Source organism: Hydrogenophaga sp. GW456-12-10-14-TSB4, from assembly GCF_059424305.1.
The window spans coordinates 41,048-63,003 of the sequence record NZ_JBWKZH010000029.1 but is presented as its reverse complement, the minus strand read 5'-3'; the positions used below and the strand labels follow the sequence as shown (position 1 = coordinate 63,003).

The 21,956-nt window shown below is 69.1% G+C and carries 23 protein-coding genes; 7 read left to right on the top strand and 16 right to left on the bottom strand.

Annotated elements, in window-relative coordinates:
- The first annotated feature begins 12 nt into the window (after positions 1 to 12).
- Complete coding sequence (locus tag AC07ZS_RS15630) at positions 13 to 936, top strand: LysR family transcriptional regulator (RefSeq protein WP_494799446.1); 924 nt, start codon at positions 13 to 15, stop codon at positions 934 to 936.
- Here AC07ZS_RS15630 and AC07ZS_RS15625 read toward each other — a convergent pair.
- The 6 genes from AC07ZS_RS15625 to AC07ZS_RS15600 form a co-directional block, all read right to left on the bottom strand.
- Positions 933 to 1,883, bottom strand: coding sequence for a PDR/VanB family oxidoreductase (locus AC07ZS_RS15625; protein ID WP_494799445.1), 951 nt, complete (start codon positions 1,881 to 1,883; stop codon positions 933 to 935). The two genes, AC07ZS_RS15630 and AC07ZS_RS15625, sit on opposite strands and share 4 nt — an antisense overlap.
- Positions 1,884 to 1,970: 87 nt before the next feature.
- Entirely contained in the window at positions 1,971 to 2,297 is a 327-nt protein-coding gene (locus AC07ZS_RS15620; RefSeq protein ID WP_494799444.1) for a hypothetical protein, read from the bottom strand.
- Positions 2,298 to 2,318: 21 nt separating this feature from the next.
- The gene (locus AC07ZS_RS15615; protein WP_494799443.1) at positions 2,319 to 3,248 is read right to left on the bottom strand and encodes a hypothetical protein; all 930 of its coding nucleotides are present in this window, start codon (positions 3,246 to 3,248) and stop codon (positions 2,319 to 2,321) included.
- 25 nt (positions 3,249 to 3,273) lie between these two features.
- The gene (locus AC07ZS_RS15610; RefSeq protein WP_494799442.1) at positions 3,274 to 4,161 is read right to left on the bottom strand and encodes a patatin-like phospholipase family protein; all 888 of its coding nucleotides are present in this window, start codon (positions 4,159 to 4,161) and stop codon (positions 3,274 to 3,276) included.
- Between the two features lie 10 nt (positions 4,162 to 4,171).
- The gene (locus tag AC07ZS_RS15605) at positions 4,172 to 5,095 is read right to left on the bottom strand and encodes an alpha/beta fold hydrolase (RefSeq protein WP_494799441.1); all 924 of its coding nucleotides are present in this window, start codon (positions 5,093 to 5,095) and stop codon (positions 4,172 to 4,174) included.
- Positions 5,096 to 5,213: 118 nt separating this feature from the next.
- A complete protein-coding gene (locus tag AC07ZS_RS15600; protein WP_494799440.1) occupies positions 5,214 to 6,968 on the bottom strand; it encodes a hybrid sensor histidine kinase/response regulator in 1,755 nt (584 codons plus the stop codon).
- Positions 6,969 to 7,141: 173 nt separating this feature from the next.
- Here AC07ZS_RS15600 and AC07ZS_RS15595 point away from each other — a divergent pair, with 173 nt between their 5' ends.
- Entirely contained in the window at positions 7,142 to 8,491 is a 1,350-nt protein-coding gene (locus AC07ZS_RS15595; RefSeq protein ID WP_494799439.1) for an esterase-like activity of phytase family protein, read from the top strand.
- 18 nt (positions 8,492 to 8,509) lie between these two features.
- On the opposite strand, the gene AC07ZS_RS15590 is transcribed toward AC07ZS_RS15595, so the two are convergent.
- Positions 8,510 to 9,130 (bottom strand): response regulator transcription factor, encoded by a 621-nt coding sequence (locus AC07ZS_RS15590; RefSeq protein WP_494799438.1) that lies wholly within the window; start codon positions 9,128 to 9,130, stop codon positions 8,510 to 8,512.
- Between the two features lie 87 nt (positions 9,131 to 9,217).
- A complete protein-coding gene (locus tag AC07ZS_RS15585) occupies positions 9,218 to 10,183 on the bottom strand; it encodes a pilin (protein ID WP_494799437.1) in 966 nt (321 codons plus the stop codon).
- 455 nt (positions 10,184 to 10,638) lie between these two features.
- On the opposite strand from AC07ZS_RS15585, the gene AC07ZS_RS15580 reads away from it, so the two are divergent.
- On the top strand, positions 10,639 to 11,604 hold the full coding sequence (locus AC07ZS_RS15580) for an AraC family transcriptional regulator (RefSeq protein WP_494799436.1): 966 nt from the start codon (positions 10,639 to 10,641) through the stop codon (positions 11,602 to 11,604).
- Between the two features lie 66 nt (positions 11,605 to 11,670).
- On the top strand, positions 11,671 to 11,874 hold the full coding sequence (locus tag AC07ZS_RS15575; RefSeq protein ID WP_494799435.1) for a putative motility protein: 204 nt from the start codon (positions 11,671 to 11,673) through the stop codon (positions 11,872 to 11,874).
- Between the two features lie 6 nt (positions 11,875 to 11,880).
- Here AC07ZS_RS15575 and AC07ZS_RS15570 read toward each other — a convergent pair whose 3' ends face one another.
- Entirely contained in the window at positions 11,881 to 12,780 is a 900-nt protein-coding gene (locus tag AC07ZS_RS15570) for a LysR family transcriptional regulator (RefSeq protein WP_494799434.1), read from the bottom strand.
- Between the two features lie 121 nt (positions 12,781 to 12,901).
- On the opposite strand from AC07ZS_RS15570, the gene AC07ZS_RS15565 reads away from it, so the two are divergent.
- Positions 12,902 to 13,339, top strand: coding sequence for a PACE efflux transporter (locus tag AC07ZS_RS15565; protein ID WP_494799433.1), 438 nt, complete (start codon positions 12,902 to 12,904; stop codon positions 13,337 to 13,339).
- A 14-nt stretch (positions 13,340 to 13,353) separates the two neighbouring features.
- Here the strand turns inward: AC07ZS_RS15565 and AC07ZS_RS15560 are convergent, their stop codons facing one another.
- The 6 genes from AC07ZS_RS15560 to AC07ZS_RS15535 all read right to left on the bottom strand — a co-directional run bounded on the left by AC07ZS_RS15560 (position 13,354) and on the right by AC07ZS_RS15535 (position 18,965).
- Positions 13,354 to 14,169: a crotonase/enoyl-CoA hydratase family protein gene (locus tag AC07ZS_RS15560; protein WP_494799432.1), complete on the bottom strand. Its 816-nt coding sequence runs from the start codon at positions 14,167 to 14,169 to the stop codon at positions 13,354 to 13,356.
- A 3-nt stretch (positions 14,170 to 14,172) separates the two neighbouring features.
- A complete protein-coding gene (locus AC07ZS_RS15555) occupies positions 14,173 to 14,802 on the bottom strand; it encodes a TetR/AcrR family transcriptional regulator (RefSeq protein ID WP_494799431.1) in 630 nt (209 codons plus the stop codon).
- Positions 14,803 to 14,885: 83 nt separating this feature from the next.
- Positions 14,886 to 15,857: a PDR/VanB family oxidoreductase gene (locus AC07ZS_RS15550; RefSeq protein ID WP_494799430.1), complete on the bottom strand. Its 972-nt coding sequence runs from the start codon at positions 15,855 to 15,857 to the stop codon at positions 14,886 to 14,888.
- Between the two features lie 12 nt (positions 15,858 to 15,869).
- Positions 15,870 to 16,661 (bottom strand): SDR family NAD(P)-dependent oxidoreductase, encoded by a 792-nt coding sequence (locus AC07ZS_RS15545; protein WP_494799429.1) that lies wholly within the window; start codon positions 16,659 to 16,661, stop codon positions 15,870 to 15,872.
- Between the two features lie 6 nt (positions 16,662 to 16,667).
- Entirely contained in the window at positions 16,668 to 17,645 is a 978-nt protein-coding gene (locus AC07ZS_RS15540; protein WP_494799428.1) for a Bug family tripartite tricarboxylate transporter substrate binding protein, read from the bottom strand.
- Between the two features lie 45 nt (positions 17,646 to 17,690).
- A complete protein-coding gene (locus tag AC07ZS_RS15535) occupies positions 17,691 to 18,965 on the bottom strand; it encodes a Rieske 2Fe-2S domain-containing protein (protein WP_494799427.1) in 1,275 nt (424 codons plus the stop codon).
- 152 nt (positions 18,966 to 19,117) lie between these two features.
- On the opposite strand from AC07ZS_RS15535, the gene AC07ZS_RS15530 reads away from it, so the two are divergent.
- Positions 19,118 to 19,867 carry an IclR family transcriptional regulator gene (locus tag AC07ZS_RS15530; protein WP_494799426.1) on the top strand — a complete coding sequence of 250 codons (750 nt, stop codon included), beginning with the start codon at positions 19,118 to 19,120 and terminating at the stop codon, positions 19,865 to 19,867.
- A 47-nt stretch (positions 19,868 to 19,914) separates the two neighbouring features.
- Complete coding sequence (locus AC07ZS_RS15525) at positions 19,915 to 20,301, top strand: DUF1090 domain-containing protein (RefSeq protein WP_494799425.1); 387 nt, start codon at positions 19,915 to 19,917, stop codon at positions 20,299 to 20,301.
- A gap of 19 nt (positions 20,302 to 20,320) precedes the next feature.
- Here the strand turns inward: AC07ZS_RS15525 and AC07ZS_RS15520 are convergent, their stop codons facing one another.
- Positions 20,321 to 21,910: an MFS transporter gene (locus AC07ZS_RS15520; protein WP_494799424.1), complete on the bottom strand. Its 1,590-nt coding sequence runs from the start codon at positions 21,908 to 21,910 to the stop codon at positions 20,321 to 20,323.
- Between the last annotated feature and the right edge of the window lie 46 nt (positions 21,911 to 21,956).

The window sequence follows — 21,956 nt, the reverse complement described above, 5'->3', positions numbered from 1 at the left end:
TGTATGAAAACCATGCGCCAAAAAGATGATCTGTCGCTGAATTTCTACCTGCTCCGGTGCCTGGTCGCGTTGGTCGACCACTCGCAGGTGACGCGCGCCGCCGATGCGCTGGACATCAGCCAGCCGGCCATGAGCCGGGCCATGGGCCAGCTGCGGCAACTGACCTCGGATCCCATCCTGGTCAAGGCCCAGGTCGGCCTCGTGCCGACCGCCAAGGCCATGCAGTTGCGCGAGTTCGCGCTGCGCATCCTCTACGAGATGGACCAGTTGCTCGGGCAGGCCATCGCGTTCGACCCCGAGACGGCGCGCCGCAACTTCCGCGTGGTGGCCACGGATTACCTGGAATGCGTGTTTCTCGACCCCCTGGTCACGCGGCTGGCGCAGAACTTCCCGGGCATCTCGGTCTCGGTCTGCCACCCGGTGCACCCGCGCAACCTCAACCAGGTGCTGGAAAGCGGCGAGGCGGATTTCTGCGTGGGCATGCTGCCCCCCACCCTGGAGGACCTGCGGCACCGCGTGATCTTCCGCGACCGCGTGGCCTGCATCGCGGCCAAAGGGCATGCCGCCGTCGGGCAGGCGATCAGCCCCGAAGCCTTCGCCGCGCTCGACCACGTCGTGATCAAGCCCACGGTGCATGCGTTCGGCGATGCGGCCGACAAGGCCCTGTCGCAAGTCGGGCTGGCGCGCAACGTCCGGCTCACGACGCCGAGCTACCTCTCCGTGCCGTACCTGATCGAAAAAACCGGCATGGTGGCCCTGATGCCCGAGTCACTGGCCCGGCGCTTCTGCGAACGCTTCGCGCTCGCCACCGTGGAGGTGCCGATCGATCTGCCGCCTTACGACGTCTACCTTTACTGGCACGAGCGCACGCACAACCACCGGGACCACATCTGGTTCAAGGAACAGGTGATGCTCGACCTCAAGGGCGCGGGCTAGAGGTCGAGCACCAGGCGCTCGCCGAGCGAGCCGGCGCAGCAGAGCGCGAGCTGGCTCTGCCGCTCGTGCGCACTGAGGAAGGCATCGCCATGCACGGGCCGGCCTTCGAGGTAAGTCGTCACGCAGCTGCCGCACACCCCGGCCTCGCAGGAAGTGAGCGGGTCCAGCCCCGCGCCCCGCAGCGCCTGCAACAGGCTCTGGCCCGTCTCCACCCGCACGCGGCAACCGCTGCGCGCCAACTCCACGGTGTAGCTGGCAAGCCCCTTCGGGTTCGCCTGCGGTTCGGCCGTGAAACGCTCCTCATGCAACCGGGCGCCAGGGCATTGGCTGGTGGCCTGCCGGGCCGCGGCCATGAAGCCCGCCGGGCCGCACACATAGAAATGCGTGCCCTCCGGCTGGTGCGCGCAGAACGCCGCCAGGTCCACCTGCTGCGAAGGCGTGTCATCGAGGTGGAAGCGCACCTGGGCGGCCCAGGGCGCCGCCTGCAGGCGGTCCCCAAAGGCCGCATGGGCGCGGCTGCGCGCGAAACAGACCAGGTTGAAAGAGTGGCCCCGGCGGCCGAGTTCGTGCGCCATCGCCACCATAGGCGTGATGCCGATGCCACCCGCCAGCAGGCAGTGGTGGGCTGCCTCGGGCACCAGCTGGAAGTTGTTGCGGGGCGAACCGATCACCAGGCGGGTGCCCACCGTGAGCGTGTCGTGCATCCAGCGCGAGCCGCCCCGGCCACCCGCCTCGCGCTTCACACCCACCACATAGGGACCGTTCTCCTCATGCAGGTTGCACAGCGAATACTGGCGCGGGCCCACGGCGGTGTGCACGTCGATGTGCGCCCCGGCCTCGAACGGGGGCAAAGGTCCATCCGTTCGGCTCAGCTCAAAACAGGCCACCTCGTCGGTCTCCCGCGACACGGCGCTGACCACCACATTCAACAACAGGTTCTGATTCATGCACCGAGTATCGGAACCGGGCCGCGTGCCCGACAAGCGCGTGCGGCGCATGGGCTGCATCCGCCCAGCGCATGCCGGGTGCGCCGCTCAGTCCGTGCCGGCGCTCAGCCCGAGCAGGAAGACCGCGTGCGGTCGCCCCGCCCGGGCGGCCTGCTCCAGCCAGGCCGTGGCACGCGCCACGTCGCGCGGCACGCGCGGACCGTAGGCGACCGGCCCCTGCATCAACATGAAGCCCGCGCGCTCGGCGGCTTCGGCGTCGCCTTGCGTGGCCAGCTGCTCGTAGAGGGCGAGCGAGCGATCGTACTCGGCGATGTAGTGGGCGTGGTGGGCCTGCTCGATGCCCATGGGCTGCGCGCCGGCCGGGCCGGCAACCGCCAGCAGCAGGGCCGCCCGGAGAAGAAACATGCGGGACATGGATGGCTCCTTGTGAATGGTTCAGGACAGCAGCGGCGCCAGCGCCGCCTGGATGCGTTGCAACTGCGGGGGTGTGGTCATCGCCACCAGCAGCTGCCGAAAGCGCGGCACCTGCATGCCCGAGCCGATGTACTGCCAGCGGTAGGCGTCGAGCAGGCCGGCGGCCAGGCGCGCGGCTTCGCCCGTCGCGAAGGCCCTGGGGTTGGTGTCGATGAAGTAACGCGCGTCGGCCGCCGCCTGCGCGCGCAGGATGCCGTCGAGCGCGCCCACGAGGGCGATCAGGTCGTCCACCGCCACGTCGCGCTCGCGCGGCGTGAGGCGCCCGTGTTCGCGCTCCCACTCCAGCTCGTCGAGGATCGCGTGCTGCGACTCCTCCTTCCAGTGGAACAGGAACACGTCCTTGTAGAGCTCGGCCAGGGCCTCGGTGGGCTGGATGCTCTGGCGGTAGTGCACCTGCGTGAACAGCTCGATGTGACAGGTGAGCGCCAGCACCGCCCAGGTGGACGATTCCAGCACCTGCGAGGCCACGGCGTTGGCCGCCGGCAGGAAGGCGTAGCCGTCGGCCATGCCCGCCGCCGCCAGGCGCTCGACACGGCGGAACAGCTCCTGGTGCTTGAGCTCCTCGTCGGAGAAGCGCACCAGCGCCTCCAGCGCGACCTGATCGCCGAACCAGTGGTGGCGGCTGCAGGACAGCATCTGGATGCCGATGAAGCGCTCGACCAGCGCAAACATGTTGGCGTAGGTGCGGCCCTGCACCTGGCTCAGGCGCACCTGCTCGGCGGGCTGGAGGAATTCGAGCCGGCTGATGCGCGAGAGCCCGTCGGGCAGAAAAGGCTTGTTGAAGTCGAGCCGGCGGGCGCGGATCACGTCGCGGTCAATGTCCCAGCGCACGCGGCGCGAGGTGGCGATGCAGTGCGCGTAGCGCTCGGTCTGGAGGGTGGAGAGGCTCATGCGTTTCAAGTCCATGGGGAGGGGTTCATTCGATGAAGGTCATCTCGCGCTCGGGCGCGGGTGCGGCCTGCAGCGCGGCCACGATGTCGGGCAGCCGCGCCTCGGCCGCGCGCCAGCCGGCCTCGAACAGGCAGGGCATGGCAGCGGTTTCCCACAGGCCGACGGGGCGCTCCAGGTCCAGCGCGAGGCCGATCACCTGCTGTCCCCGGGCCTGCGCTGCGTCGGTGCGCGCCTGCATCAGGTTGTTGATGAGCGTGGTGCTGGTCTGGGCCACCAGGCGCGAGACGCGGTCCACCCGGCGCGGCAAGCCGCCGAAGAAACCGAGCGAGAGCACCACCCGCGCGTCGGCCGCCGCCGCCAGCGGCAAGGGGTCGGACAGCACGCCGTCGACCAGTCGCCGCCCGCCGACGGCCACGCTCGGGAACAGGATGGGCACGGCCATGCTGGCGCGCAGCGCGTCCACCAGACGGCCCCGCGTGAGCACCACGGCCTGGCCGGTGGCGGCGTCGGTGGCGGCCACGCGCAGCGGTGTGGGCAGGTGCTCCAGGCGCGCCTCGCCGAAGGCGTTGCCGATGCGCTCGGCGATGAGGCGGTCGTCGCGCAATGCGAAGCCGTCGCCGAAGCCTGCGAGCTTCGGGGCAACGAGTTGCAGGTAGGCGCGCCAGCGGCGCTGCTGCGTGAGCTCGGCCGACCACAGGGTGGTGGCCATGCGCACGGCCTCTTCGCCGTGCAGGCCTTGCGCCACCTGCGCGCCGAACAGCGCGCCCGAGCTGCAGCCCACCACCAGATCGGGCCGGATGCCCTCGCGCGCCAGGCGCTCGGCGATGCCCAGGGCGGCGATGCTGCGCACACCGCCGCTGCCCAGCACCAGGGCCAGCCGATGGGGGAACGAGGAGGATGAGGGGTTCTGCATGGCCGCCTCCTCAGTGCGAGAGGAAATCCACCACGCGGCGGATCACCTCGGGGTTGCGCGCCACGCGGTGGTGGCCCAGGCCGTGCGTGGCCTTGAGCTGCGTGGCCGGCATCACCGCCGCGAGCGAGAGGGCGTGCGAGAAGGGAATCTCTTCATCCGTCTCGTCGTGCACCACCAGCGCGGGCAGGCCGGCCTGGCGCGCCATCTCCAGCACCGACATGCGGCCCCAGTCGAGCCGGCCGCCGTAGCGCTGCACGAACAGCTCGCGCACGCGCTGGAGCACCTCGGGCGTGAGGCCGATGTGCCGCGCGAACATCTCCACGAACCAGTTGCAGTGGTCGAAGGAGCTGATGAGCACCAGCCGCGAGGCAGCGATGCCCCAGTCGCGCGCGGCGAACATTGCCATCGCGGCCCCGAAGGAATGGCCGATGACAGCGTGCAGCGGGCCCGCCTGGCGCGCCACGGCGGCCACCGCACCGGCGAACTCCACCATGTCGGTCGCGCGGCCCGACGAGCGCCCATGGGCCGGCGCATCGAAGGCCACCACCCGGAAGCCCGCCCCCACCAGCGGCTGCACCATGCGGCCCAGGTGGGTGGCGTTCGAGCCCCAGCCATGCACCAGCAGCACCGCCGGGCCCTGCTGCCCCCATTCGTACACCGCGAGTTCGCCCGCGCCGCACGGCAGGCGGCGCGCGCGCGTCTGCGCGCGGATCGGCAGCGGCCACTTGCCCACGGGCGCGCGCGGCGGCGTGGCGAGTTGCCGGTAGGCCAGGCGCGCGGCCACGGCGGGTGCCCAGCGGCACAGCCAGCCGTAGGCGCGGCGCACCGAGGGCGTGCCCCGGGTTTCGGCAAAGCGGCCCACGCGGGGCGGGCGCAACACCACAGCGGCGGGTGCGTGGGGCGATTCGAGGTCGGGCGAGAACTGGTGTCTCATGGTGGGGCTTCCTTCGGTAGCGCCATCCCACACGGGGTGGCAGGGTTTTGAATCTACCGACGCACCCCGTGTGCAACCACGTGAAATTGGTCATGCCCCGAGGGACATGGGCACGCGTCTAGAGGCCTTGCAAGGCGGCGAGCAGTTGTGCGCTCGACACCGGTTTGATGAGCAGCGGCAGGCGGTGCCGCGAGGCCGACTCGCGCAAGGCCGCGTGCGTCTCGCCGCTGATGAGCAGCACGCGCTGGCCCCGCTCGCGCAAGCTCAATGCGAGGTCCAGCCCGGAAGCCGCGTGCGGCAGCCGCACGTCGCAGATGGCCACGTCGCCGAACGCCGATTGCGCCAGGGCCTCGGCGGCCGTCTCCACGTGCAGCACCTGCAGGCCCCAGCCCACGAGCTGGTCTCGCGTGGCGGCGGCGACCAGCGAATCGTCTTCCACCAGCAGCACGCGCTCCACCGCGAACGCGGGCGAGGGCACGGCATGCTCGGGCATGAGCAGCAGCGCGCCGGGCATCGAGGGCAGCTCGTTCGCCACCACCGGCGCGGGCTCTGGCGGAGGCTGCGCGCGCGGCAAGGTCACCGTCATGCAGCAGCCCTGCCCCAGCGCCGCGCGCACGGCGATGTCGCCGTTCATCAGCAGTGCCAGGCGCCGCGCGATCGCCAGCCCCAGGCCCAGGCCCTGGCGGCGGTCGCGCCCTTCGTTGTGCATCTGCACGAACTCCTCGAAGATGCGCGCCTGCGCCTCGGGCGCGATGCCCAGGCCTGCATCGCGCACCTGCAGCCGCCAGCACCCGCCCTCACCCCGGCGCAACGCCACCAGCACAGTGGCACCGGCGGACGAGAACTTGATGGCGTTGTCCATCAGGTTGGAGAGCACGCGAACCAGCATCAGCCCGTCGGCCAGCGCAAAGGCCTCGGGCCGCACCAGCGCCACAATGCGCACGCCCGCCGCTTCGGCCACCGCGCTGTGCTGGCGCACCAGGCTGGCCACCAGCGGCGCGAGTTCGGTGGGCCGCAGCTCGGCCTGCACCACGCCCGAGTCCATGCGCGTGAGGTCCAGCACCTGCGAGAGCAGGTCGTCCAGCGCGCGCCACGACTGGCCGATGCCGTCGATCGCGCGCAGCGCCGCGCGGTCCTGCGCGCGCTCGGCCAGACTCACCAGCGGCGCGAGGTACAGGCCGATGGCGTGCACCGGCTGGCGCAGGTCGTGGCTCACCGCCGCAAAGAAGCGCGACTTCGCCAGCCCCAGCGCCGCCACCGTGTCGGCCGCCGCCTCGGCGCGGCGGCGCTGCTCCACCTGGCGCATCACGCCGATCTCCTGCGCGCGCGAGAGAAACACCATGGTGACCGTCATCAGGATGCCGCCGATGCCCATCAGCACCAGCAGCGTGTGGCCGCCCAGGCCATCGACGATGAGGCGCACCGAGGTCGGCAACACCGCCAGGCACAGCGCGATGGTGGTGCGCACCACGTCGCCCGTGAGGCGCACGGCGATCAGCGTGGCGTTGCCCAGCAGGTAGCTCATGAGCACCGCGAGCATGGGCACGTTGTCGGGCACGTAGAGGAACCAGCAGGCGCTGCCCACGAAGGCCATCAGCACCCACATGTAGATGCGGTACGCGCGCCGGCGGCGCGCCTTGGGCAAGGCACGGAACGACGGGCGGTTGACGTGCCACCAGCGCAGCATGCCCATGCCCGCGATGACCGAGAACCACGCCGCTGGCTGCTGCCACGGCAAGGCGGTGGCGAACATCAGCGCACACAGCAGCTCGCAGGCGCGCAAGGCCCAGAGCGAGGCGACGGTGTGGGCGCTGTCCTCGGGGTCGGGCTGCTCGTCGCGGCCCGCGCGGAAAGAAAGGGCGTCCCGGTCCATGCCGGCATCTTGCGCACCGCCGGGCCGCCTGTCTTCGCAATGCGCGCAGCAAGGCCTCGCATGGCGTGCGAAGCCGTCAACACACCGTCATCAAAAGGTCGCACCGTTGTCACGGCAGGGCGGCAAGCTCAGCCCCGATCCGCGTCCATTGACAACAACGAAGGCACCCTCTCATGAAGCTGCACACCCCTGCCCTGCTCGCCCTGGCCGTCGCAAGCCTGAGCTTGTCTGCCCAGGCCCAGACCGCCTACCCGGCCACCCTCGCCGGCCACGCCCTGCTGCCCGCGCAGACTTTGATCTCCGCGCCCAAAGACGCGCCGGCCGACCTGCGCGTCAGCGGCAAGTTCACCACCGACCGCCGCGTCGAGGCCATCGGCAGCGTGGAAGGGCTGTCCGCCGGCCGGCCCACGGGGGTGTCGCTGCCCTTCAAGGGCCAGCCCGTTCAAGGCCACTCGGGCATCAAGCGCATGGCCGACGGCAGCTACTGGCTGCTGACGGACAACGGCGCCGGCGCCAAGGCCAACTCGCCCGACTTCATGCTGTTCCTCAACCACTACCGGGTGGATTTCAAGAGCGGGCAGTTCAAGCGCCAGGGCACCGTGTTCCTGCACGACCCCGACAAGAAGGTGCCCTTTCGCATCGTTCACGAGGGCACGGCACAACGCTACCTGACGGGCTCGGACCTCGACACCGAGAGCTTCCAGATCGCGGACGGCCACTTCTGGATCGGCGACGAATTCGGCCCCTACCTGATCAAGGCCGACATGAAGGGCCGCGTGAAGGCGGTGTACGAAACCCAGGTGGATGGCAAGACCGTGGTCTCGCCCGACCACCCGGCGGTGAAGACGCCCGGTGCGCAGGGCGGCGAGGTGAAGTTCCAGGTGCGCCGTTCCAAGGGCTTCGAGGGCATGGCCTCATCGCCCGACGGCAGCAAGCTCTACCCCCTGCTGGAGGGCGCCGTGTGGGACGAGGCCGCCAAAGCGCCGGAAGCCATCGACGGCAAGCAGTACCTGCGCGTGCTGGAGTTCGACGTGAAGACGGAGAAGTGGACCGGTCGCCACTGGAAGTACGTGCTGGAGGCCAACCACCACGCCATCGGCGACTTCAACATGATCAGCCCCACCGAAGGCCTGATCATTGAGCGCGACAACGGCGAAGGCACGGCCGACAAGGCCTGCCCGGAAGCCACCAAGCGCGCCGATTGCTTCCACGACCTGGCCAAGTTCAAGCGGGTCTACAAGGTGGAGCTGAACGAAGCCAACGCGGGTGGCCCCTTGCGCAAGATCGGCTACATCGACCTGATGAACATCGCCGACCCGAACAAGCTGGCCCGCAAGCCGCTGAACAACGGCGTGCTCACCTTCCCGTTCTTCACCATCGAGAACGTGGACATCGTCGATGCACGGCACATCGTGGTGGGCAACGACAACAACCTGCCGTTCTCCAGCAGCCGCGACCCCAACAAGGCGGACGACAACGAGCTGGTGCTGCTCGAAGCGGGCGACTTCCTGTCGGCGCGCTGAGCGCCGCCCGCGCGGGCTTCACAGGCGGTCGGCGTCGAGCTGCGCCGCCTGCGTGCGGTTGGACACCTGCAGCGCCTTGAAGATCTCGCTCATGTGATTCTTCACCGTGCCTTCGCTGATGCCCAGGGTGCGCGCGATCCGCTTGTTGCTCATGCCCTGGCGCAGCAGCTGGCGCACCTCTTCCATGCGCGGCGTGAGCACCACCTCGGGCCGCCGCGACTCGGGCGCGCGGTGGGCAAACGGCAGCTTGCGGCCCTGCAGCGCCGCGCCGATGGCGGCCTCGATCTGTTCGGACGGTGCGCTCTTGGGCACGAAGGCGTGCACGCTGGGCAAGTCCAGCGTGCGCCGCACCACGTCGGGCGAGGTCAGCGCCGAGATCACCACCAGCGGCAGGCCCGGGTGGCGGTGCGCGAGTTCGGCCAGACGGAAGCCGCGCTCCATGCCGGGCATGTTCAGGTCCACCAGGGCCAGCCCCACCGCCGGGTGAGCCTGGGCTGCGCGCATCAGCGCGTCGCCATCGCCCACTTCGAGGCAGACCACCTCGCCCAGCAAGCCGGCCACGAGACCGCGCATGCCGTCGCGCACCAGCGCGTGGTCGTCGGCGATCAGGACGGTGATGGCTGGGGTTTCAAGACACACCCCCGCATCTTGCGCACGCCGAGGCGGCCTGTCTTCGCAAACCGCGCGCCAAGGCTTGGCAATGTGTGCGGCTTCATCCCAGCGAGGTCACTTGACGGTCACGGCTGTCCGGCAGTCCTGGGGCAGGTGCCTTGGCAACACGTCGACGGTCCCGCACGACCACGACCACTTCCCATCCTTGTCCAGGGCCGGCGTGAGGACAAAGCTTTTCCCATCGATCGGGGTGAAGTTGAGGTAGACCCGGATCCCGCCGTTGTCCAGGACCTCGAAGTCACGCACGTACTTCGAGGTGACCCCGGCCGGGACAAGGGCGCGGGCGCTGGGGATCCGTCGGTCCCGCTCATAGAGAACCTCGAAGTTGGACTTGAGGTGGTTGGCATACACGCGCGCCTCGCTCATCCTGGCGCGCACGGTGTAGTCCTGGTAGGCCGGCAGCGCGACCGCCGCCAGGATCCCGGTCATGAAAATCAGGACGAAGACGAGGCCGATGATGAGGCCTGCGTGGCTCGTGCCGCCCTTGGCCGCGACGTAGGCGACCTGAGCGTCCAGGGTTTTGTGCATGGCCTTGGCCTCGGCAATGAGCGCCTTGTATTTCTTGTAGAGCCAGCCGTTGCCCCCCAGACCCGGCACGAGGAACATGCCCGCGAGATACGCCAGCCAGATCAGGAGGAAGAGGCCTGCGGCCTCCTTTCCACCAGCGGCCTGGGCCGCCGAGACGACCACGGAAATGACCAGGGGAACAAAGAAATACAGCGCCACGCGGGACCACAGCTTGCGATGCAGCAGCCAGAAGTAGGTCACGAAGAAGGCCGGGGTGTTCCAGGAAAGAGACGGTTTCCCCGCCACAGCGAAGCCGGCAAAGATCGGCAGGAAGTGGTCGGCCTTCTTGGGGCCGATGGCCGCGCGCCACAGGGGTTCGTCGGCTTTGAATGCCCCCACGGGATTGCTGCGGCCGATGTCGGGCGCTGTGGCCTTCGGTTCAATGCTGACACCACAGTGCCCGCAAAACCTGGCCGTGCTGTTGTTTTCCTTGCCGCATGCGATACAGAACATGAATCCCCCTCTTGTTTGTGGACTGGCGAATTTAAGGGGTTTTCAGGGGCCTCGTTCCCTCGCACCTATTCAGACGTGTGGACTTAGTGACAAATTGCCAGCGCATTTCTCCGGGCCTCGCCTATGCGATTTGCTTTGCCCTGAGTTTCATTCCAGGTCTCAACCTGATCGTGCTCATTCCATTGATCGTGCTCTTCATCCTTCACTGGGTGCAGGTCAACGCTGCGCGTCGCCTGGTCGCCGGATAAAGCCCGATTGCGCCATGTCCGATTCTCAATTCCGCTGGCTTCTGGCTCTGTGCCTCGCCATTCAATGCGACCGCGCTGGCCGACGCCTTTGAGCAGGAACCGGATGCTTGGCTATCGATTCGATTTCGTTCATATTCACGCGATATTGTTCGTTTTAACCAAACCCCCTGATACTGGCAGCCGTCCCAACCCGGAGGCAGTCCCATCATGGTCACGGAATGGTCCACCGACAGCGTGCCGGCCGCCACGCGCTTTGACGAATGGCGCGAGGCCTGCTGCGAGCACGTGTATGCGCTGACGCCCCAGCGCCAGCAGGAGGCCCAGCGCCAGCCCTTCCATGGCGCGATCGCGCGGCGCCAGCTCGGCGCGCTGGACGTGACCGACATCGTGTGCGATGGCCACCTGGTACAGCGCCGCGAGCAGGACATCGAGGAGCGCCCGAGCGACACCTACTACGTCTATCTGCAGCGCCAGGGCCGCGCGTGGTTCGAGCAGCAGGGCCAGCCCCGCTGCGTGGCCGAGGCGGGCGACATCGTGATCGCCGACCCGAACCTGCCCTTTCGCACCGGCACCGACGACGCGGTTTTCGACTTCCGACTCTGGCGCATCGCGCGCGAGCGCCTGCAGCCGCTGCTGGCCCTGTGCTCGGGCGAGCCGCTCCCCATGCGCCACATCGACCGCGCGCTGGCCGAGCGCGAGTTGATCGCAAGCTGGCTCGACGGCCTGTTGCGGCACCACGCAGGCCTGTCACCGACCAGCCGGGACATGGCGCTGGGCACGTTGTGCGCACTGGTGGCGGGCGCGGTGGGCGCCGGCGCCGATGCGCACGAGCCCACGCGGCTGGCGCGGCGCCGCGCGCTGTTGCTGCGCGTGCAGCAGCAGGTGGAGCAGCGTGCGACCGAGATGGACCTGACGCCCGAGCGCGTGGCACGGGCGTTCGGCGTGTCGCTGCGCACGCTGCACCAGCTGTTCTCGCTGTCGGACAGCAGTTTCCACGAGTACCTCACGCGTGCCCGGCTGGCGCGCGCGCACGCGCTGCTGCGCGACCCGGCGTCGCGCCACCTGGGCACGGCCGAGATCGGGTTCGCGGCGGGCTTCGGCGAGGTGTCGACCTTCTACCGGCGCTTCCGGCAGCGCTACGACATGGCACCGGGGGAGTTCCGCGCAGGCTGAGCGCGGGTCAAGTTCGGCGCGGCGCGGTCGATACAAGGGGCATCTCTTTTGACCCCTGGAAGCACCATGGACGTTTCTCCCGCCGCCCTTGTTCACGCCGTCGCCGACATGAAGCGCGACCAGGTGAGCAGCGAAGTCCAGATCCAGGTGCTCAAGAAGGCCCAGGACATCCAGTCGTCCAGCGCCATGGCGATGCTCAATGCCTTGCCCGCCGCCCTGCCGCTGGCCACGGACGGCGCGCTGGGCACCCAGGTCAACACCCTGGTCTGACGCTCGTCAGGCCGACCCGCTCGCGGCTTCCTGCCGCATCAGCTCGATGAAGCGTTTGGCGCCGAGGCCCATGGGCCGGTCGGTGTGCCAGACCACGTCCACCCACACGCGCAGCTGGTTGCTGATGTTGTTGAAGCGGATTTCCGTCAGCGTGCCCGCGGCCACCATGGGCCCGATGAGGCTGCGCGGCAGGTAGGCCCAGCCCAGGCCGGCCTGCACCAGGCTGAGCGTGGCGAGGTGGCTGTCGGTGCGCCAGATGTGGCGCGCCAACAGCAGGCGCGGATCGCGCCCGCGCGGGTCACGGCTCACCACGGCGATCTGGCGGATGTCGATCAGGTCGTTGAGCTGCAGCTGGCCCTGGCGCGCCTGCACCTCGGGGTGCGAGGGCGAGATGACGGCCACCAGGATTTCCTGGCCCAGCTCCTGAAAGCCCTCTCGCTCGTCGGTGCCCGGGCGCTCGAACACGAGCGCCAGCTGCGCATCGCCCGCGTGCAGCATGCGCAAGGCGTCGGCCTGCGGGGCGGACAACACTTCGACGATGAGCGCGGGGAACTCGCTGGCCAGCACGGCCAGCGGCTGGCTCCAGGGCGCGGACAGCAGCTCGGGCGCGATGGCGATGGTGAGCTGTCGCTCCAGCCCCTGGTGCAGGCCTTCGGCGTGGGCCTGCAGCTGGCGCAACTGGCTGGCGAGTTGCCGGGCCTGCGGCTCCAGCGCGCGGGCCACGTCGGTGGGCTTGGGTTCGCGCGCGCTGCGGTCGAACAGCACAAGGTCGAGTTCGGCTTCCAGGTGGGCAATCGTCATGCTGACCGCCGAAGGCACGCGCCCGAGCTGGCGCGCGGCAGCGGAAAACGAACCGGCATCGAGCACCGCGAGGAAGACGCGCACGTTGTCGCTGGAAAAGGCCATGGCCGCTAACTTATCAGATTTACTGAAAGTATCTGACTTTTATCGTCAGTCAAGTCGACCTACCATGCGTTCATTGCCTCAGCCAGACCGGCCCGGGGGCCAGGGAAATCGGAGTTTCGCCATGCAAGGCATCAAACGCAAAGTCGTCTACATCACCCTTTACGAGATCATCGCCATCACCATGTCCACCACGGGCCTGGCCCTGCTGTCGGGTGCCAACATGGGCCATGCGAGCGTGGCGGCCATCGCCGCTTCGGCGATCGCGGTGGTCTGGAACCTGGTCTACAACACCTTGTTCGAGCGCTGGGAGGCCCGCCAGGCCAAGCGCGGGCGCAGCGTGCTGCGCCGGGTGGCGCACGCCATCGGTTTTGAAGGGGGTCTGGTGATCACGCTGGTGCCGCTGTTCGCCTGGTGGCTGGACATCTCGCTCTGGCAAGCCTTCGTGCTGGACCTGGGCCTGATCGTGTTCTTCCTGGTCTACACCTTCGTGTTCAACCTGGCGTTCGACAAGATCTTCGGCCTGCCCGCCTCGGCCCAGCCCGCGCCGCAGGGGGCCTGAGCCCCCCGGTTTCATCAGATCTTGCTGAAATCGCCGCTGCGGCCCAGGCCAGAAGCGAAACGTGCAGCGCCGTCGGCCCCTTCCAGAAAGTGCGCCTCCACGCCGTTGTGCCATTCGCGGCGCATGGCGTCGCGCAGCGGCAGGCCGTAGGTTTCGTGCACGGTGCGGCGGTCGGCGCGCACGGCGGCCTGCGGAAAGCGCGCGATCTCCTGCGCCATGGCCTCGGCGGCTTCGCGCGCACCGCCCTCGTCCACCACCTTCTCGCACATGCCGATGGCCAGCGCTTCGGCGGCCGGCACCTTGCGGCCGGTGAGGATGATCTCCATCGCGCGGCCCTGGCCCACCAGGCGCGGCAAGCGCACGGAGCCGCCGTCGAGCAGCGGGATGCCCCAGCGCCGGCAATAGACGCCGAAGTAGGCGGTGTCGGCCATGACGCGGATGTCGCACCAGAGCGCGAGCTCCATGCCGCCGGCGACGGCCGGGCCTTCCACGGCGGCGATGACGGGTTTGGAGAGTTCGAGGCGTGTGGGCCCGAGCGGGCCGCGTGGGGCGTCGTTGGCGCCCATGGGGAAGGCCAGGCCACGCGCGATGTCGGCGTCGAACCGCTCGCGGTCGCCCAGGCTGCTGGCGTACTTCAGGTCCCAGCCGGCGCAGAAGGCGCCGCCCTCGCCCCAGAGCACGGCCACGGAGGCGCCGGGGTCCTTGTCGAAGGCCTGCAGCGCGGCCACGAGGGCGTCGGCGCTCTCGGGGTCCATCGCGTTGCGCGCCTCGTCAAACCGGCTGTGAATGATGGTCCAGACGGCGCCGTTCTTCTCGGTTCTCACGGTCATGTGTCATGTCTCCTGCTGTCCGGCGGCTCGCCGGCGGGTGGTCAATGAATGCTCGATGAGCTGCTTGGGGGAAAGCTTGGCGAATTGCAGGCGCCCGGCCTGGTGCAGCACCAGCGTGCCGATGAGCTGGGCGAAGGTGGCCATGGCCTCGGCGTCGGGCGGGCTGGTGCGGCTGCGCCGTTCGTGCGGCGAGAGCAGCACCAGGGTGTCCATCAGGGCCTTGTTGAGCGCGCGGTCGTGTTCCTTGCCGACGCCGAGTTTCTTCAGGCCGTTGAAGGCGTAGAGGCCGAGGTTCACCTCGTAGGGGCGCGCGAGGTAGTGGTCCAGAAAGGCTTTGGCGGCGCGCTCGTGCGGTCGGCCGGCGCCCGCGCCGCTGGCGGCGGCGGACACGTGGGCGTGCAGGTCGGCGAGCGAGGTGGCGAGCAGTTCGGCGTAGATCAGCTCCTTGCTGGCGAACAGCGGGTAGATGGCGCCGGTGGTGCAGCCGGCGCGCTGCGCGATCTGGCGCATGGTGGCGCCCTGCAGGCCGTGCTCGCCGAAGACCTCGCTGGCGGCGGCGAGGATGGCCACGCGCTTCATGTCGCGCACGCTGGACGCCCACGGGCCGGTGGAGCTGGAGGATGAAGGGTTCATGTAGCGCCGGCACGATTCAGTAACGTTGTTATATTACCGCCGCAAAAAGGGCCGCGCAAGGGCTGCGCGGCCGGTGGGTTCGTTCAGGCGTCGAGCACCAGACTGCCGGAGCGGCAGCGGGAGACGCAGATCATCATGGACTTGTTGGCCGCGCGTTCGCGCTCGGTCAGGATGAGGTCGTGGTGTTCCACGTCGCCGCAGATGACCTTGGTTTCGCAGGCGCCGCACACGCCTTCGCGGCAACTGTAGTCAGGGTTCACGCCGGCGTCGATCAGGGCGTCGAGCAGCACCACGCCGGGCGCGACCTGCACGGTCTTGCCGGACTTGCGCAGCTCCACGCGGTAGCCCTCGCTCGCGGTGGCAGCGGCCACGGGTGCACCGGCTGCGAAGCGCTCCAGGTGCACGTGGGGCTGGCCCAGTTGCGCGCAGGCGCGTTCGTAGGCGTCGAGCATGGGCGCGGGGCCGCAGGCGTAGAAGTGGGTGTCTTTCGGATGGCCGTCGAGCAGTTGCACGAGGTCGGGTGGGCCGCCTTGTTCGTCGTCGAAGTGGCAGCGCAGCGAGAGCATCGGGTGTGCCTGCACCAGGGTTTCGATCTCGGCCACGAAGGCGGCTTCGGCCCGGCTGCGCGCGCAGTAGATGAGCTGCGCCGGGCGCTGCAAGGCGGCCAGGCGCCGGAGCATGGCGAACACCGGCGTGACACCGATGCCGCCGGCCAGCAGCACGCTGTGCGGGGCGTCTTCCTGCAACCGGAAGTGGTTGCGTGGTGCGCCGACAGGGATGACCTGGCCCACGCGCAGCTGCTCGTGCACGTAGCGCGAACCGCCCCGGCTGTGCCGGTCGTTGAGCACGGCCACCACGCAGCGGTGGCGCTCGCCCGGGTTGGTGAGCGAGTAGCTGCGCACCAGGCCGTTGCCCAGGTGCAGGTCGATGTGGGCACCGGCCTCCACCATCGGAAAGTCGGTGGCCGGTGCCACGGGGCGCAGCTCGACGCTGACGATGCCCGTGGCTTCGTGCCGCAGGTTGAAGACCAGGGCCTGCAAGGTGGAGGACGACATGCCGGACACCACTCACATGATGTGCAGCCCACCGTCGACCATCAGCGTGGTGCCGGTGATGAAGGACGCCTCGCCCGAGGCCAGCCAGACGATGGGCCAGGCGATTTCTTCGGGCGACGCCCAGCGGCCGATGAGCGAGGTGTCCTTGCGCTCGGTCTTGAGCTGGTCGACGCTTTTGCCTGCGCCCTGCGCGCGGCCCACATGGAAGTCGGTCAGCGTGGAGCCGGGGCAGACGGCGTTGGCGCGCACGCCGTGCGGCGCTTCCTCGAAGGCCAGGCTGCGCGTGAACGCGAGCTGGGCCGCCTTGGTGGCGTCGTACAGCGCCATGCCCTTGCGACCGGTGACGGCGTAGCAGGACGAGACGTTGACGATGGCGCCCGCCCCGCTCTGCCGCAGGGCCGGCAGGGCCGCGCCGCAGTAGTTGGACATGCCGACCAGGTTCACGCCCACCATGGCCTGCCATTCGGCGGGCGTGGCGTGGGCGGCAGGGGTGTAGTTGCGCATGGCGGCGTTGTTGACCAGGATGTCCAACCCGCCCCATGCTTCGGCGCACTGTGCGACCGCCGCTTTCGCGGCGGCTTCATCGGCCACGTTGGCGGCCAGGGTGGCCACGCGCGCTTGCGGCATCGCCTGCAGGATGGCCGCCTGGGTGCGCGCCAGGGCGTCGCCGTCGGCGTCCACCAGCAGCACGGCCGCGCCTTCGCGGCAGAACAGCCGGGCGGCGGCGGCGCCGATGCCGGCGCCCCCACCGGTGATCAGCGCGGTCTTGCCCGCGAGTCGGGGTTCGCTGTGGTGTCCGCTCATCTCAGCTCACTCCGCCTTGGCACCGGTGGCCTTGATGACCTTGCCCCAGCGCACGATCTCGGTGCCGATCCAGTCGCTGAACTGCTTGGGCGAACTGGCGATGATCTCGAACTCCATCTCGTGCAGGCGCTTCTGGATCTCGGGCGACTGGAGGATGCGCACCATCTCGTCGTGGTAGCGGTTGATGATGGCGGGTGGCGTGCCGGCGGGTGCGAGCAGGCCGATCCACGAGGTGGCCTCGAAGTCCTTGAGGCCGGACTCGGCGAGCGTGGGCACGTCGGGCGTGCTGGGGAAGCGCTTGGTGCCGGTGGAGGCGAGCAGCTTGAGGCGGCCTTCCTTCACGAAACCCTGCACGTTGCCGGGCACGAAGAAGCCGGCCTGCACGTTGCCGGCGATCAGGTCGGTCACGGCCGGGCCCGCGCCCCGGTAAGGGATGTGGGTGGCGTGGAAGCCCGCCGCCGACTTCATCATTTCCATGGTGAGGTGCGAGGCGCTGCCCATGGCCACCGAACCGTAGCTGTACTTGGACGGGTTGGCCTTGGCCTTGGCGATGAAGTCCTTCACGTCGGTGAAGCCGGCGGCGGGGTTCACCACCAGGTACTGCGGCGACTTCACGGCCAGCGTGATGGGCGCGAGCTCCTTCATCGGGTCGTAGGGCATCTTGTCGAACAGCGTGACGTTGATGGCCAGCGGGCCGTTGTAGCCGATCAGCAGGGTGTGGCCGTCGGGCGCGGAGCGCGCCACTTCGAGCGCACCGATGTTGCCGCCCGCGCCGGGCTTGTTCTCGACCACGAAGGGCTGACCGAGGGCCTTCTGCAGCTCGGGGCCGATGAGGCGCGCGAGCACGTCGTTGGTGCTGCCGACGATGGGCACGATGATGCGCACGGGCTTGCTCGGGCGCCAGTCGGCGCCTTGCGCCCAGGCGGAGGTGGCCGCGCAGGCCGCGAGTGCGACGGCGGCCGCGAGTTTGAAATGGGACTTCATGGGTGTCTCCTGTGGTTGTCGTCGTGGGGTGAATCGAGCGGCCGCTCAGAGGCTGAAGACCGGCTTCTTCGTGGCGTCGGCGAGTTCCTCGCGGGCCCAGGCCACCGGGTCCTGCTCCTTGGGCAGCAGCACGCCGGCGGGGCGCACGTGTTGGGCGCCCGGGTCGAGCGCCGGCGGCGTCTGGCCCTGCTCCAGACCGAGCGCGGCTTCGTGCAGCATGCGCCGCGCCATGACGATGGCCTTGTCGGTGGGCAGCAGTTTTTCGGCTTCGTGGTCCTGGATGGTGCCCATGCTTTCCTGCAGCGAATAGTCCTGCGCGGAGAAGCCGAAGATGCCGCTGTAGGAGCGCTCTTCGCGCTGGGCCACGCGGTCCATGCCGTAGTCGTTGTCGCGGTTCTGCTTGGGGATGAAGCTGCCCGGCGCCTCGTACTCGACGTGGATGCCCTTGCCCTCTTCCATCGCGATGCGCTCTTCTTCGGTGAGCGGCTGGCCAGGTTGCCAGTTGATGCTCCAGGCCCAGCAGCTGTGGTCGTCGATCGGCACCCACACGTGGCCGCCCAGGGCGTGGTCGCCGAACGGGGCGATGAGGGTGAACCAGGGGAACAGCCACTGCGTGATGCGCCAGTAGTAGGAGTCGGGCTCGCCGTTGCGGCGGCCGAACAGGCTCAGGCCGAAGGGCGTCTGCTCGATCTCGAACTTCACATTGCCGTCGGCCTTGATGTAGTCCAGCGCCTTGACGCCCTGGTGCATGGGGTCGGTGTCGACCTCGAAGCGGTGCACGTAGGACACGTGGGCGGTGTCGATGCCGCCCTCCATGGCCTGCAGCCAGTTGCTGTATTGCAGGCGCTTGGAGACGAACACGTGCTCGGGCGGCAGCGTGCACCACTCCAGCTCGGGTGGTGCGGGCTGCTGGTCGGCCGGGCCCATGTAGGTCCAGACGATGCCGCCGCGCTCGACGCAGGGATAGCCCTTGATGTGCATGCGCGCGCAGGCCTGCGGCGCGGAAGGCACGTCCACGCATTGACCGTCGCCGTCGAACTTGACGCCGTGGTACGCACAGCGGATGCCGTTTTCTTCGTTGCGGCCGAAGTAGAGCGAGACGCCGCGGTGCGAGCAGAACTCGCCGATCAGGCAGGCCTTGCCGTCGGTGTTGCGAAAGGCCAGCAGCTTCTCGCCGAGCAGTTGCACACGCACCTGCGGCCCGTCGGCCTCGGGGATTTCGCTCGACGCCAGGGCCGGCACCCAGTAGCGGCGCATGAGGTTGCCCATGCGCGTGCCGGGACCGACGCGGGTGAGCGTTTCAGACATTTCCTTGTTCACAGGGGACTCCGTGGGGTGGGTTGTTTGTACGTCAGGTGAGACAGGTGTCCATTCTAGAAATGGCACTTGATCCATGTCAAAGAAAATGAGCAGCCTGTCCATCAGGCGGACGTATTTCATACAATGCGCCATCCGACACCCGGGAGATGGTGATGAGCAACGACAAGAGCAACGAGGGCGTGCGCGCCGTGGACCGCGCGCTGGACATCCTGATGGCCTTTCGCGCGGGCGACCGGCAGCTGAGCGCGAGCGAACTGCTCAAGCGCGTGGACCTGAGCCGCCCCACCCTGTACCGGCTGCTGCGCACGCTGGAGCTGCGCGGCTTCATCGTGTCCGCGGGCGAGCCGCAGCGTTTCCAGCTCGGCCCGTCGGTGGCGCATCTGGCGCACATGTGGACCTCGGGCCTGGACCTGGCCACGCTGTCACAGCCCATGATGCGGCGCCTGTGGGAGCAGACCGGCGAGACGGTGGCGCTGCTGGTGCACCACGGCGAGGAGCGGGTGTGCGTGGCGGAGATGCCGAGCGCGCAACCGCTGAGCTTCAAGCGCGGCGTGGGCCACAGCGAGAAGGTGATCCTGGGCGCGAGCGGGCGCGCCATTCTCGCGTTCGCGCCCGATGCGCTGCACTACATCGAGGGCCGCATTCCGAAGGCGCGCCAGAAGGCCTACCTGGACGAGCTGGTGCGCATTCGCGAAGCCGGCTACGCGATCAGCCGCGACGAGCTGATCCGGGGCGCGGTGGCGATCGCGGCGCCGTTTTTCTCGGCCGGCTCGAAGGTGGTGGGATCGCTCGCGGTGTACGGCCCGAGCGCGCGCGTGGACGATGCGCAGGTCAAGCGCATCGCGCAGGCGCTGCTGGAGGCGGCCCGCGATCTCTCGCAGAAGGCCGGCGCCGATCACTAGCGTCCGGGCCTATCATGGCCGCTTCATCCCCAAGGAAGGACCCGCCCATGAAAGCCATCGCCGCCCTGTGCTGCGCTTCTGCCCTGCTGGTGTTCGCCGCACCGACGTTCGCCGCCGAGCCCTCGCCCGCCTGCCAGGCCAAGCGCCGGAACATCGAGGCCCAGCTGGCCAACGCGATCGAGCACGGCCGCAAGCAGGAGGCGGCGGGGCTGAAGAAGGCCTTGCGCGCCAACCAGGCGCACTGCACGGAAGCGACGCTGGAGAAGGAGCGCAACGCGGACATCCGCCAGGCGCAGAAGAAGGTGGCCGAGCGCGAGAAGAGCCTGCGCGAGGCCGAGCAGAAGGGCGATCCGAAGAAGCTGGCCGAGCGCCAGGCCAAGCTGGACGAAGCGCGCCGCGAACTGACCGAGGCGGAACAGCCGATCCCGCGCTGACAGGCGCGCGGGCCGTCCTTCAGACGGTGGTTTCCATCAAGGAACGGGTGACGCGCGGCGGTTCGTCACCGAGGTGAAAGGCCAGCTTGCGGTCCCGCAGCGCCACGTCGGCGGCGGTGACGCGATCGAAGCGCCGCAGGTGGTCCGTCCAGGATTCGTCGACGATGACCTCGACGAAACGGCCGGGCTCGTTGATGTCGTGCAGCAGCTCCCAGGACAGCGCGCCATGGCGCAGGCGGCTGCGCCGGCTTTCGTTGAGCATGAGGAGCCGGAATTCCGCCGCCCGGGCCGGGTCGACGCGGTACTCGACATGCACCATCACATGCCCGTGGCGAGGCGGCTCGGGGATCGACGGTGCGGGGAAGATGCGCTTGGGGGTGAGGTCGTCTTCCAGCCCGGCGTCGGGCATCAGGCGGTTGACCAGGGTCATGGCGGCGATGCCGCTGACGGCGGCGATGCCCAGGCAGATCGGCACGCTGGTCCAGGTCGCCACCTGGCCCCAGAGCGCCGCACCCGCCGCACTGCCGCCCATGATGGCCATCTGGTAGATCGACATGCCGCGCGCCCGCACCCAGTCGGGCAGGCCCATCTGGATCGACACGCTGAGCGTGTTGGCCACGGTGATCCAGGCCGCGCCACCGAGGAACATGGCGGGCACGGCGATCCAGAGCTGGTGGGTCACCGCCATCACCGCCATGGCGGTGGCCTGCACCGCGGCCCCCCGCCAGACCAGGCCATCGCGCGAGTAGCGCCGGCGCAGGCGGGGCAGGAAGGCGGTGGACACGATGGCCCCGCCGCCCATGGCCGCGAGCAGCAGGGTGAAGGTGCCGGCGCCGCCGTCCTGCATGCCGCGCGCGATCAGGGCCAGCAGCGCCATCAGCGCGGTGGAGTGGAAGAAGAAGATGGAGATGCGCAGCAGCACGCCCTTGAGCAGGTACGACTGCGCCACGTACTGCAGGCCCACGCGCATCGCCGAGCCCAGGCGCTCGCGGCCCAGCGGGTTCGGGATGTGCTCGCGCTTCCAGCGGCTGATGATGACCGCCGCGCCGATCGACAGCAGCGCGTTGAACAGAAAGACCCAGGCGCTGCCGGCGCTGGCGATCAGCGCACCGGCGGCCAGCGGGCCGATGATGCGCGAGGCGTTCATCGACACGCCGTTGAGCCCGAGCGCCGCCGGCAGCTGCGACCGGGGCACGAGCTCGGGCACGATGGCCGAGAAGACCGGCCAGCGCATCGCCATGCCGATGCCGTTGGCGAAGATCAGCACCAGCAGCAGCGGCGGCGTCATGATGTCCAGGAAGATGACGGCGCTCAGCAGGGTGGCCACCGCCGCCACCCACAGCTGGGTGAAGAGGAAGTAGCGCTTGCGGTCCAGGTTGTCGGCCAGCGCGCCGCTGGGCAGGCCGAGCAGGAACACGGGCAAGGTGGCAGCCGTCTGCACCAGCGCCACCCAGAGCGGCTTGGTGGTCAGCGAGGTCATCATCCAGGCTGCCGCCACCTCGCTCATCCACATGCAGATGTTGGCCATGAGCCAGGTGGTCCACAACATGCGGAACACCGGCAGGCGCAAGGGCGCTATGGGCGAGAGGCTGTCGTCGGCTTGGGGCATGGGTTCACTGTAAAGGACAGGGAGAGTCTGTCGGGCCCGGAAAGCG